Source organism: Carboxydocella thermautotrophica (assembly GCA_003054495.1).
Taxonomy (GTDB): Bacteria; Bacillota.
The window spans coordinates 195,270-207,427 of record CP028514.1; the positions used below are offsets into that span (position 1 = coordinate 195,270).

Genomic DNA, 12,158 nt, shown 5'->3' on the forward strand with positions numbered 1-12,158 from the left:
AGAATATATATCAATCTTAGTACAAGCAAAGAAAGGAAGAACAAAATGGCTGATTTGCTGGCCAACCTCAATCCTGTGCAGCGGGAAGCTGTTACCCATATCAATGGCCCCTTGCTAATTCTGGCCGGGGCCGGCAGTGGCAAAACCCGGGTCTTAACCCATCGTATCGCTTATCTGATCAGGCAGGGAGTCAAGCCCTGGCAGATTTTAGCCATCACTTTTACCAACAAAGCGGCCGGTGAGATGAAGGAAAGAGTGGAACAGCTGGTAGGGGAAGCTATCAGCAGAGACATGTGGGTTTCCACTTTCCATTCCGCCTGTCTGCGAATCCTGCGGCGGGAAATCAGCTATCTGGGCTATGATCCCAATTTTGTTATCTACGATACGGCAGACCAGCAGACAGTGCTGAAGGAATGTCTGCGGGAACTGAATCTGGATGAGAAAAAATACTCCCCTCGCCTGATGGCTGCCCTGATCAGTGATGCCAAAAACCGCCTGGAAACCCCGGCCCAAATGCGGCGCCGGGTTTATGGTGACTGGCTGGCGGAAACGGCGTCCCGGGTCTATGAGAGCTATCAGCAAAAACTGATTCGTAACCAGGCCCTGGATTTTGATGACCTGATCATGCTGACTGTGCAGCTGTTTGAGGAGTTTCCGGAAATCCTGGCCTATTATCAGCAGAAATTCCTCTATATCCTGGTGGATGAATACCAGGATACCAACCATGCCCAGTACCGCCTGGTCAATTTGCTGGCTTCGGCCCATCGCAATTTGTGTGTGGTGGGGGATGATGATCAGAGTATTTACCGTTTTCGGGGAGCGGATATTGGCAATATTCTGGATTTTGAACGGGACTATCCTGAGGCGAAAGTAATCAAACTGGAGCAGAATTATCGTTCCACCAGAACTATTCTGGCTGCGGCCAATGCGGTGGTAGCCAATAATGTGGGTCGCAAGGATAAGTCCCTCTGGACGGAAAACCCGGCAGGTGAACCAATCGTCTGTGTGCAGCTGGGGGATGAAAAGGAGGAAGCCCGCTTTATCGTGGGAGAAATCCTGCGTTTAAATAAGAATGGCCGCCCTTACAGCGATTTTGCGGTTTTATACCGCACTAACGCCCAGTCCCGGGCCATTGAAGATGAGCTGATCGGCAATGCCATCCCGTACACAATGGTCGGAGGCCTCAAGTTCTATGAACGCAAGGAAATCAAAGATGTGCTGGCCTACCTGCGGGTACTGGTCAATCCGGCTGATAGTGTCAGTCTGGAGCGCATTATCAATGTGCCCAAACGCAATATCGGGGAAGCTACGGTGAACAAAATCCGCCAGGAAGCGGCCCGGCGCAATCTCAGCCTCTACCAGGCCTTAATGGTAGTGGAGGAAATTCCAGGACTTTCTGCCCGGTCCCAGAAGGCAGTGCGGGACTTCATTAATCTAATGGAGGATTTGCGTCGGCAGGTGGAGATCGCTTCGGTTACGGAAATGCTGGATGCAGTGCTGGAGCGCACCGGCTACCAGGCAGAACTGGAAGCGGAAAAAACGGTGGAGGCCCAGACCCGCCTGGAAAACCTGCGGGAATTCCGGACGGTAACCATGGAATTTGATGCCCGCCAGGAAGAAGAAGGCCTGGAAGGTTTTCTGGCCGGGATTTCCCTCATGAGTGACCTTGATACTTTGGAAAGTGGGGAGCAGGTGACTCTGATGACTCTCCATTCCGCTAAAGGTCTGGAGTTTCCCGTGGTCTTCCTGGCCGGAATGGAAGAGGGGATTTTTCCCCACTCCCGGGCCCTGCTCAGCCTGGAAGAAGCGGAACTGGAAGAAGAGCGTCGCCTTTGCTATGTGGGCATCACCCGGGCCAAAGAGAAGCTCTATCTGACCCATTGCTGGAGCCGCAACCTCTTTGGCCGTATCAGCACTAACCCCCCTTCCCGCTTCCTGAGTGAGATTCCCGCCCATTTGCTGGAACGGGGGACAGGGGCCAGCAGAAGCGGGGTAGACCGCCTGGAGGCGGGAGCTGCCTCCACATCAGCTCAAGGGTCGACAGCAGCTGAACAGGAATGGCAGCTGGGGGACCGGGTAGTGCATAAAAAATATGGACCGGGGGCTATTGTCGGCATTAAGGGCCAGGGAGAAGATACCGAGCTTTCTATTGCTTTTCCGAACCTGGGAATCAAGGTTTTTATAGCAAAATACGCACCAATCAGAAAGGAGCAGTTGTAGAAAAATGTCCAAACCAGTGTATGTAATCGGCCACAAAAACCCTGATACTGATTCCATCTGTTCTGCCATTGCCTATGCCTATCTCAAAAACGCCCTGGGGGGCGGGGAATATCAGGCGGCACGGGCGGGTAAACTCCATCTGGAAACCCAGTTTGTGCTGGACTACTTCGGAGTGGAAGCTCCGCCTCTGCTGACTGATGTCAAAGCCCGGGTGGAGGATATGTTAAACGGGGATACACCGGTAGCAGTGCTGCCGGGCACGCCCCTGCGGGAAGTGGGCATTCTCACCCGCACCCACAACATTAAAACCATTCCCATTGTGGATGAGCAAAACCATTTTCTGGGTCTGGTCACCCTGGGGGATATTGCCCACAAATACATGCAGGAACTGGGGCTGGAAAACCTGGGTAAAATGCATGTTACCCTGGGAAATATTATCCGCACTCTCAATGGTCAACTGCTGAGCGGTCCGGCGGAAAGTACCGAACTGACCGGGAATGTGATTATCGGGGCGATGGCGGCCCAGACCATGGCAGATTACATAAGCCCGGGAGATGTGGTCATCCTGGGCAACCGGGAAGAAGCTCAACTGACGGCGCTGGCCCGGGAAGCGGCCTGCCTGATTATCACCTGTGGCTATACGGTCAGTGACCGGGTTAGGGCGGAGGCGGAAAAGCGGGGAGCAGCCCTGGTTTCCGTACCCCATGATACTTTTGCTGCTGCCCGTTTGATCAATATGAGTGCCCCGGTCAGCAGCTTGATGCGGCCTGCCAGTGACTGCATTGTATTTCAGGCTGATGACCTGGCAGATGAAGCCAAAAAGGTAATGCTGGAAACCCGTTACCGCAATTACCCGGTAGTGGATGAAAATAACCGCTTCCTCGGGGTAGTCTCCCGTTATCATTTGCTGGCCCTGTCCCGCAAGAAAGTGATTTTAGTGGACCATAATGAAAAGAGTCAGGCTGTTGATGGCCTGGAACAGGCGGAAATCCTGGAAGTCATTGACCACCACCGGGTGGGGGATATCCAGACCGGTCAACCCATCTTTTTCCGCAATGAACCGGTGGGCTGTACTGCGACCATTGTCGCTGGCATGTACCGGGAATCAGGAGTGGAAATCCCCCGGACCATGGCGGGGTTGATGCTGGGAGCTATCCTCTCTGATACTGTGCTGTTCAAATCCCCCACCTGCACCAAACGGGATGAGGAAACCGCCCGCTGGCTGGCGGAAATTGCCGGGGTAGATATAGACCAGTTTGGTTTGGAGATGTATAAAGCCGGTACCAGCCTGGTGGGGCGGACCAATGAGGAAATCATTTATCAGGATTTCAAGGAATTCAAGATGGGTCCCCTTACCCTGGGTATCGGCCAGGTGGAAACCATGGACCTCTCTCAGCTGGCTCAGCTGAAAGCAGGACTGCTGGCGGATATGGAGGCCATTCGCAAGGAGAAAGGCCTGGATTTGGTCTTGCTGATGATTACCGATATCCTGCAAGAAGGGACCGAATTGCTGGTCACCGGCCCGGAAAGCCGGGTGGTGGAGGAAACTTTTGGCCAGCCTCTTGTCGACCAGGCCATGTATCTGCCTGGAGTTATGTCCCGCAAGAAACAGGTTGTGCCGCCATTAACGGCTCATTTGAGTAAATAAACCCTTTAAGGAGGCCAGGCCCATGGAAAGCCGCTTATTGGTGGTGATGATTTTTACCGCCCTCTTGCATCTGATTAGCACCTTAGCCTATTCCGTCCGTCTGGCGGGAGTGAAGACCAAACGGCTGGCCATCGCTTTTTCCCTCTGGAATGTGATTTTCTTGCTGGCCTCAACGGCCAATACCATCCAGGGCCCGCTCTTTGCCAGTCTGGTGGATGATGCCATTCATACCATCACTGCTGGAGTGGGCAAACTGGAACAAACCCAGCTGGAACACCTGGCCATCTATCAATCCACCCTGGCCGGACTGACAGTAAAAGTCAGGCTGGTGCTGCTGGCGGCTTTTGCAGGCACAGTGCTGGGAACCTTACTGGTTCCCAGCTTTGTCCGCATCTTCAGCCGTTTGATTCTGCTTTTTGAAAAAGTGGGTTCAGTGCCCAAAATGGTAGTGTTGCTTTTACATCCAGGCAAATTACGTCAGGGTTTGAAGGAAATCAAGCCGCCTTCTTTAAGCCATATTAACAAAGTGCGCCAGGGGGAAAAATTGCCTTTGCCCGGCCAGGTCTTTTTACTGAATGTCCTGGCTACCGGCCTGGCAACTACCGGGGTACTGTCGGCCATGTTTGCCGGAGCCATGAATCCCCGCTTCAGCACGACTGCAGTGACTTTATCTGCCATTGTCAACGGTTTCGCTACCGTGTTCCTGGCCACAGCCGTTGACCCCCAGGTGGCTTCCCTCACTGACCAGGCCTTACGCGGGGTAAGGGAAGAGGAGGAAGTGGCGGTAATGGTAAAATATCTGTCATTCAGCCGGATAGCTGGCACTCTATTCGCCCAGCTGATTACTGTACCGGCGGCCCAGGTAATTGCCTGGACGGCCACCTTGCTGAAGGGATAAGAGGTGAGAGTATGGATATGGAACACGCCCGCCGGCGCATTGAGGAATTGCGGCGGGAGATACGCCGCCATAATTATCTCTATTATGTGCTGGACCAGCCCGTATTGACTGACGCTGAATATGACGCCCTCTACCGGGAATTGCTGGAGCTGGAAGAGCAATATCCGGAGCTGATTACGGCTGATTCGCCTACCCGCCGGGTAGGAGGAGAACCTTTAAAAGCCTTTGGCCAGGTCAGGCATCGCATTCCCCTTTTGAGCCTGGATAATGCCTTTAATGCCGAGGAGCTGCGGGCTTTTGACCGCCGGGTTAAACAAAATCTGGGCGGAGAGGACCCGGAATACATGGTGGAAGCCAAAATCGACGGCCTGGCGGTGGCTCTGACCTATGAGCAGGGCCGGTTTGTGCAGGGAGCAACCCGGGGGGATGGGGAAGTAGGGGAGGATATTACCGAAAACCTCAAAACCATTCAAACTCTGCCCCTGGAACTACCCAAGGCTCCCCCCTTGCTGGAGGTGCGGGGAGAGGCTTTCATGCCGAAAAAAGCGTTTGTCCGGTTAAATGCTGAGCGGGAAGCCAATGGTGAACCGGTTTTTGCCAATCCCCGCAATGCTGCGGCCGGTTCTCTGCGCCAGCTGGATCCCAAAGTGACAGCCAAACGCTCTCTGGCGGTTTTCATTTATGCTCTGGCCCAGACGGAAGGGCTGGAAATTTCCACCCATGCCGCTGCCCTGGACTGGCTGGAACAGCTGGGCCTACCGGTCAATCCCCAGCGCCGCCTTTGCCGCGATATAGAAGAGGTAATCGCTCTGGCAGAGGAATGGGCGGTATTACGCCACCAGCTGCCCTATGATATTGATGGCCTGGTGATCAAGGTCAATAAGCTGAGCCAGCAGCAGCGCCTGGGCTTTACCGCCAAAAGTCCCCGCTGGGCTATTGCCTACAAGTTCCCGGCCGAGCAGGCGGAAACAGTGGTAGAAGATATTGAAATCACAGTGGGGCGTACCGGGGTGCTGACACCGACGGCGGTTTTGCGGCCGGTGTTTGTGGCTGGCAGTACTGTCAGCCGGGCCAGTTTGCATAATCAGGACATCATCCGGGAAAAGGATGTACGCATCGGGGACCATGTGCTGATTCATAAAGCCGGGGATATCATTCCTGAAGTAGTCAGAGTGTTGAAGGAAAAGCGCAGCGGTCTGGAACGGGAATTTGTCATGCCCGAACACTGTCCGGCCTGTGGTAGCAAAGTAGTAAGGCCGGAAGGGGAAGTGGCTGTGCGCTGTCCCAATCGTTTCTGCCCGGCCCAGAACCGGGAGGCCATCAATCACTTCGTCTCCCGGGATGCCATGAATATCGAGGGCTTAGGTCCGGCGGTGGTCAACCAGTTGCTGGAAGCGGGCCTGATCCGGGATGCTGCCGACCTCTATAATTTGCGAGAAGAGGATTTATTGCCACTGGAGCGCATGGGCAAAAAATCCGCCCAAAACCTGCTGCAAGCTATTGCAGCCAGCAAGGAACGGGGCCTGGGGCCATTGCTCTTTGCCCTGGGCATTCGCCATGTGGGGGCCAAAGCGGCTAAAACCCTGGCCCGCCATTTTGGCTCCATGGAGAAGCTGGCAGCGGCTACACAGGAGGAATTGCAGCAGATCCCGGAAGTGGGGCCGAAAATGGCGGAAGCCATTGTCCAGTTTTTTGCCGATGAACATAACCGCAATTTGCTGAATAAGTTAAAAGCAGCCGGGGTGAAGATGGAAGAAGATGCGGATCCGGTTACTGTGGACAATTTGCCTCTGGCCGGCCAGACGGTGGTCATTACCGGTACCTTAAGCCGGATGGGGAGAAAGGAAGCGGAAGCCCTGGTAGAACAGCTGGGCGGCAAGGCCAGCAGCAGTGTCAGCAAAAAAACCTCTTTTGTGGTAGCAGGGGAAAACCCGGGCAGCAAGCTGGAAAAGGCCCGGGCACTGGGTATACCGGTTTTATCGGAAGAAGAGTTCTGGCAGAAAATTTCGAACTAACCTCTTGTCATTTTGCCCGGGTTGTTGTATAATAATTTTGCAAGATACCATGGAGGTATCACTGGACAGAGTTATTTTCAACAAGCATAATATTGACGGAACGATGACCACGGAGGTCTGTCTCTCCAGCAAGGAGAGGGGCTTTGCCGTGGTTTTTATTTTAAAAGAAAGGGTGAGGGAAATGCATATTCCAGATGGTTTTTTAAGCCCTGGCGTTTGGGTGCCGGCGGCGGCCATTAGTACCGGAGCTTTAGGGTATAGCATCAAGCAGGCTCAGGCTAGTCTCAAGGAGCGGCAAATCCCGGTGCTGGGCATCATGTCAGCCTTTATTTTTGCCGGTCAGATGGTCAATTTCCCGGTGGCCGGCGGGACTTCGGGTCACTTGCTGGGGGCGGCTCTGGCTACCTCCTTGCTGGGGCCCTGGAGTGCCAGCTTAATTCTGGCAACAGTCTTAATCATCCAGAGTCTGTTTTTCCAGGATGGTGGCATCACAGCTCTGGGGGCTAATATCCTTAACATGGCGGTGATTGGCGTCGGAGCTGCCTGGTTGATGGAAAACAGCTTGAAAAAATTGCGCTTGCCTGCCGGGGTAAGCAATTTCCTGGCCGGCTGGGTTTCGGTTATGGCAGCAGCGGTGGCGGCTTCTCTGGAGCTGGCTATCTCTGGCACCATTCCTCTGGCCAAGGTTTTACCGGCGATGGCCTTCTGGCATGCCTTGATCGGTATCGGTGAAGGAATGCTCACGGCTGTGGCTGTAAACTTCGTCTTTAAAAATCGTCTGGTCTATGAGGTTGAACAGGAGAAAGCGGGGTGGGAAGCATGAAAGGCAAAATTCTGAGCGGACTGGGCCTGGCCCTGGCGATTGCGGCTTTTCTTTCGCCTTTCGCCTCCTCCAGCCCGGATGGCCTGGAACGGGTAGCCGAAGATCATGGCTTTCTGGAAAAGGGAACCTCATTGCTCTCTTCTCCTATCCCTGACTATCTTTTTCCCGGTATTCAAAATGAAAAAATAGCTACGGCTGTGGCAGGAATTGTGGGGACTTGTCTGGTATTTATATTTATGTACGCAATGGGCAAACTCTTAATTGGTGGCAAGGAAAGGAGGAGCTAGGCTATGTGTGAGGCCAATGCCTATCTACGCCAGGGGGAAAAAGAGGAATTGCTGCTGGAACGGGTAGACAAAATCATCCCCCAGGGTAATGAGTTATATCTGGAGAATATTTTCGGTCAGCGCAAAACCATAAAAGGCCGGATTGTGGAAATGGCCCTGGTGGATCATAAGATCGTTCTGGAAAGGAATGAATAGCTATGTGCCAGGCAGGTTATCACGGGGACTTCCCAACTGTTGCCGCAGGGCGTTCCCCTCTGCTGCAGCTGGAAACTCGCTTGAAAATTCTCTCCCTCATTTCGATGATTATCATTTTCTCCACCATTAAAAATATTTTACTGCTGGCAGTTGCTGCTCTGGTCTTACTGGGAATAGCGCTGCTGGCGCGAATTAGCCCTGTTGCCTTGCTGAAAAGACTAATCTGGTTCTTGCCTTTTGCCGGAGTGATGGTTTTGCTGGTTCCCTTTATCACTCCAGGGCAGCCGCTCTGGACGGGAAATATACTGGCCTTTAAATTGACCGCAACTGTGGAAGGCGGGCAAAAAGCCCTGTTTCTGGCTTTGCGTGTCTTGAATGCTGTCTTGGCTTTGACCATATTGACGGAAACTACTACCCAATCTCAGTTATTACAGGGCTTACGTCAGCTGGGATTGCCTGATTTGCTGGTCAGTTTGATCGCCTTTACCCTCCGCTATTTCAGTCTGCTGGGCAGTGAACTGGAGAGAATGCAAACTGCCCGCCAGGCCCGGGGTTTTCAAAGAGGCAAAGGGCTTTATCACTGGCGCACCATGAAAACCCTGGGGCAGATGGTGGGGATGCTGTTTTTGCGGGCAACTGAACGGGGAGACCGGATTTATATTGCTATGCTGGCCCGGGGTTACCAGGGAGAAGTAGCCTGCAGTACCCAGATGGCACCGCGCTGGCAGGACTGGGTGACCGGCGCTGCCATCGTGTCGATGGGGATTTTGCTTAAAATCGCTGAAATAAGCGGGGTGGAGAAGTGGCTCTAATTGAAGTTCAGGACCTATTTTACCGTTACAAGGATGGGACAGTGGCCCTGCGCGGTCTTTCCCTGACCATTCCCCGGGGCAAAAAGGTAGCCATTTTAGGCCCGAATGGAGCCGGGAAATCCACTTTGATCCTGCATTTGAACGGGATCCATCTGCCTCAACGCGGGCAGGTATTGTTTGATGGCGAACCGGTTACCGCCCGGAATGCGCGGCTTTTGCGCAGCAAGGTAGGACTGGTCTTTCAGGATCCGGATGATCAGGTTTTTTCCGCCACAGTCTGGGAAGATGTAGCCTTTGGGCCGCTGAACATGGGACTAGAACCGGATGAAATCAGCCGGCGGGTAGCGGCTGCCCTGGCGGCTGTGGGGATGACGGCCTATCAGGATAAAGCTCCCTACCATTTGAGCTACGGGCAGAAAAAACGGGTGGCCATTGCCGGCATTCTGGCCATGGATCCGGAAGTGATTATCCTGGATGAACCCGTAGCCTTTCTGGATCCTCAGGGAAAAGATACTCTGTTTCACATTCTGGATGAATTAAATGCCAGAGGCACTACCATCGTGATTGCTACCCATGATGTGGACCTGGCGGCAGAATGGGCAGATCAGTTAATTGTGATTAAGGATGGAACCTGTCTGGCCCAGGGAGGGCCGGAACTGTTAACTGATAAACAGTTAGTAGAGGCTGCTGCCCTGCGTTTTCCCATCATCACCAGGCTCTTTCAGCAGCTGCCGGAATTGCAGCTGGAACAAATGCCGAAAACTATAGCTGAAGGGGCGGCCATTATCAGGAAGCTTTTACAGACAAAATAACGATGAGAATGAAAAGGTCATGGAGACCTGGTCCTCTGATAAGAGAGGGGTTTCCATGGCCTTTTTCATATATATTCCTCCTTCCAAACCTTCCTTTATGGGCGCAAAGGTTTCGCTCGCCTTTGCGCCGCACTTTAAAAAAGAGTTTCACAAATGAAAGGAGAAGATGCAAATGTGCAGAGAATTAACTCCATGGGAAAAGTGTGTAGAATTTCACGGACATATCTGCCCCGGACTTGCGCTGGGTTTTAAGGCGGCGGTCATAGCTCTTAACGAACTTGGTGTTTCCAGGGCTGCCGATGAGGAATTGGTAACAATTGTAGAAAACGATGCCTGCGGCGTTGATGCTATCCAGGTTTTAACGGGCTGCACCATCGGCAAAGGGAACCTGATCTACCGGGATTATGGCAAACAGGTTTATACCTTTGGCAACAGGAAAACCGGCGAGGCGGTGCGGGTTTCGGTGAAACCCGATGTCATGGGACGCGACCCCGAGCACCGGAAATTGATGGACCTGGTCATAAAAGGCGAAGCAACTGATGAGGAATATGACTGTTTTAAGAAAAAGCACCTGGAGAAGTCGCAAAAGATCATGGAACTATCTGTTGAGGAGTTCTGCAAGGTGGAGAAAGTTAAACTCGACTTTCCCAAGAAAGCGCGCATATTTGACACAATCATTTGTGCTGAGTGTGGTGAAGGCGCTATGGAACCCCGCGTGCGGGTTAAAGACGGCAAGATGGTCTGTCTTGTATGTGCCGGGGAAGAGTATACCAGAGGATGGTAAATCGAACTCGGAGGAGGAGGTATAACTTAATGAAGTGGTTTAAGAAGCAGTTTTATAAAAAGAAAATAGCATTTATTATTTCAATCATGTTGATTATGGTTCTAATCTTTACCGGGTGCAGTAGTACAACACAAACCAAACAAGCTCAGGATGTAAATTCTTCAACCAAAATAGATACTTATACCATAGCTGACCCTACTGGAGACTGGGGCTATCCCACTCCTTACAGCCACTACCAGCGGGGGCCTGGTTATGTCAGGATGAGTTTTATCTTTGATACCCTTGTATGGAAAGACGAAAAGGGTTACATACCGGCCCTGGCTAAAAAATGGGAATATATCGAAGGAGAAAATGCTTACTACTTTGAGCTCAATGAAAAAGCGAAGTGGCATGACGGGCAGAAATTCACCGCCAGGGATGTAGCTTTCACCTTTGATTATACCAGGGAACATCCCTATGCCTGGGTTGATACTACCAAAATAGACAGGGTAGAAATCATTGACGACTACAAGGTAAAGATCTATCTCAGGGAAAAATACGCTCCTTTCTTAAATAACGTAGCCGGAACGATGCCGATAATACCGGAGCACATCTGGAAACAGGTCGAAAAACCCGAAGAATTTCAAGGACCTGAAGCGGTAATAGGTACCGGACCTTTTAAACTGGCGGATTACAACAAAGAACAGGGGACTTACCTGTACGAGGCCAACCGGAACTATTATTTGGGCAGTCCGCGAGTGGAAAAACTTAAATTTGTTAAAGTCAGTAATGAAATGGCGGCAGCCGCTTTGGAGAGAGGAGAGGTTAATTTTGCCCAGATTCCACCGGAACTGAAAGACGAAGTGGCCAATAAGGGGCTGTCAGTAATAGAGGCACAATCCGATTGGGCTCTGAAACTGTTATTCAACCATCAGAAGGAACCTTTTTCGGCCAGGGAATTCCGGCAGGCTTTGGCTTATGCCATTGACTGCGAACAAATGGTAAAAACAACCAGGAGAGGGTATGCCCTGGCGGGTAAACCGGGTCTCCTTTCCCCTGATTCAGAATGGTATAACCCCAATGTAAAAAAATATGATTATAACCCGGAAAAAGCGAAGGAGTTATTAAGAGGGCTTGGATATGAATTGAAAAACGGCTATTTTGTCAAAAACGGGCAGGAGTTAACCCTTGAGCTGCTATGCAGCCCCGACTATGAAAGAGACGGGCAGTTTATCAAACAGCAGTTGGAAAAAGTGGGAATCAAGGTTAACCTGAAAAGTCTGGAAGCCAAAACTCTTGACTCCATGGTGCAGGACTGGAAATTCGATATGGCCCTGTCCGGACACGGAGGACTGGGGGGCGATGCCGAGATTTTAAACAAGGTGATCATAGGCAAAGGGGTTACCAGTACAAGATATACTGATAGCAAGATTTTAACCGGTCTGCTGAAGGAACAGGTTGCGTTTATGAATCCCGACGAGCGCAAAGCAAAAGTGGAAAAAATCCAGGAGCTTTATGCAGAGGAAATGCCTGCTCTAACCCTGTATTATCCGGACTGGTATTACGGCTACGACGGAAAAATCAGGCTGTTTAATACAAAGAAAGGAATCGGTTCTGGAGTGCCCCTGCCGTTAAATAAATGGGCTTTTGTGCGCCAGTAGCCGCTGGATGCCGGTAATTGTATG

General features: G+C 51.9%; 11 protein-coding genes. All 11 read left to right on the forward strand.

Going from position 1 to position 12,158, the window contains the following annotated elements; translation table 11 throughout:
• The first annotated feature begins 45 nt into the window (after positions 1-45).
• Positions 46-2,220 (forward strand): DNA helicase PcrA, encoded by a 2,175-nt coding sequence (pcrA, locus tag CTH_RS00980; RefSeq protein WP_078666054.1) that lies wholly within the window; start codon positions 46-48, stop codon positions 2,218-2,220.
• 4 nt (positions 2,221-2,224) lie between these two features.
• Positions 2,225-3,868, forward strand: coding sequence for a putative manganese-dependent inorganic diphosphatase (locus tag CTH_RS00985; protein WP_078666053.1), 1,644 nt, complete (start codon positions 2,225-2,227; stop codon positions 3,866-3,868).
• 22 nt (positions 3,869-3,890) lie between these two features.
• Positions 3,891-4,766, forward strand: coding sequence for a lipid II flippase Amj family protein (locus CTH_RS00990; protein ID WP_107752739.1), 876 nt, complete (start codon positions 3,891-3,893; stop codon positions 4,764-4,766).
• A 17-nt stretch (positions 4,767-4,783) separates the two neighbouring features.
• Positions 4,784-6,781 carry an NAD-dependent DNA ligase LigA gene (gene ligA / locus CTH_RS00995; RefSeq protein ID WP_207656834.1) on the forward strand — a complete coding sequence of 666 codons (1,998 nt, stop codon included), beginning with the start codon at positions 4,784-4,786 and terminating at the stop codon, positions 6,779-6,781.
• A gap of 181 nt (positions 6,782-6,962) precedes the next feature.
• Complete coding sequence (locus CTH_RS01000; protein WP_079907343.1) at positions 6,963-7,604, forward strand: energy-coupling factor ABC transporter permease; 642 nt, start codon at positions 6,963-6,965, stop codon at positions 7,602-7,604.
• Positions 7,601-7,891 (forward strand): PDGLE domain-containing protein, encoded by a 291-nt coding sequence (locus CTH_RS01005; protein WP_079907341.1) that lies wholly within the window; start codon positions 7,601-7,603, stop codon positions 7,889-7,891. Before CTH_RS01000 ends, CTH_RS01005 begins: the two co-directional genes overlap by 4 nt.
• A gap of 3 nt (positions 7,892-7,894) precedes the next feature.
• Positions 7,895-8,086: a CooT family nickel-binding protein gene (locus CTH_RS01010; RefSeq protein ID WP_078666050.1), complete on the forward strand. Its 192-nt coding sequence runs from the start codon at positions 7,895-7,897 to the stop codon at positions 8,084-8,086.
• Positions 8,087-8,088: 2 nt separating this feature from the next.
• Complete coding sequence (gene cbiQ / locus CTH_RS01015) at positions 8,089-8,898, forward strand: cobalt ECF transporter T component CbiQ (protein WP_078666049.1); 810 nt, start codon at positions 8,089-8,091, stop codon at positions 8,896-8,898.
• Positions 8,889-9,710 (forward strand): ATP-binding cassette domain-containing protein, encoded by an 822-nt coding sequence (locus tag CTH_RS01020; protein ID WP_107752743.1) that lies wholly within the window; start codon positions 8,889-8,891, stop codon positions 9,708-9,710. Before cbiQ ends, CTH_RS01020 begins: the two co-directional genes overlap by 10 nt.
• A gap of 172 nt (positions 9,711-9,882) precedes the next feature.
• On the forward strand, positions 9,883-10,494 hold the full coding sequence (locus tag CTH_RS01025) for an FmdE family protein (protein ID WP_107752745.1): 612 nt from the start codon (positions 9,883-9,885) through the stop codon (positions 10,492-10,494).
• Between the two features lie 29 nt (positions 10,495-10,523).
• Entirely contained in the window at positions 10,524-12,134 is a 1,611-nt protein-coding gene (locus CTH_RS01030) for an ABC transporter substrate-binding protein (protein ID WP_107752747.1), read from the forward strand.
• Positions 12,135-12,158: the final 24 nt, after the last annotated feature.

What these genes read in the sequence shown, in the direction of transcription:
- pcrA (WP_078666054.1), top strand. Translation starts at nt 46, where the DNA reads ATGGCTGATTTGCTGGCCAACCTCAATCCTGTGCAGCGGGAAGCTGTT.
- CTH_RS00985 (WP_078666053.1), top strand. Translation starts at nt 2,225, where the DNA reads ATGTCCAAACCAGTGTATGTAATCGGCCACAAAAACCCTGATACTGAT.
- CTH_RS00990 (WP_107752739.1), top strand. Translation starts at nt 3,891, where the DNA reads ATGGAAAGCCGCTTATTGGTGGTGATGATTTTTACCGCCCTCTTGCAT.
- ligA (WP_207656834.1), top strand. Translation starts at nt 4,784, where the DNA reads ATGGAACACGCCCGCCGGCGCATTGAGGAATTGCGGCGGGAGATACGC.
- CTH_RS01000 (WP_079907343.1), top strand. Translation starts at nt 6,963, where the DNA reads ATGCATATTCCAGATGGTTTTTTAAGCCCTGGCGTTTGGGTGCCGGCG.
- CTH_RS01005 (WP_079907341.1), top strand. Translation starts at nt 7,601, where the DNA reads ATGAAAGGCAAAATTCTGAGCGGACTGGGCCTGGCCCTGGCGATTGCG.
- CTH_RS01010 (WP_078666050.1), top strand. Translation starts at nt 7,895, where the DNA reads ATGTGTGAGGCCAATGCCTATCTACGCCAGGGGGAAAAAGAGGAATTG.
- cbiQ (WP_078666049.1), top strand. Translation starts at nt 8,089, where the DNA reads ATGTGCCAGGCAGGTTATCACGGGGACTTCCCAACTGTTGCCGCAGGG.
- CTH_RS01025 (WP_107752745.1), top strand. Translation starts at nt 9,883, where the DNA reads ATGTGCAGAGAATTAACTCCATGGGAAAAGTGTGTAGAATTTCACGGA.
- CTH_RS01030 (WP_107752747.1), top strand. Translation starts at nt 10,524, where the DNA reads ATGAAGTGGTTTAAGAAGCAGTTTTATAAAAAGAAAATAGCATTTATT.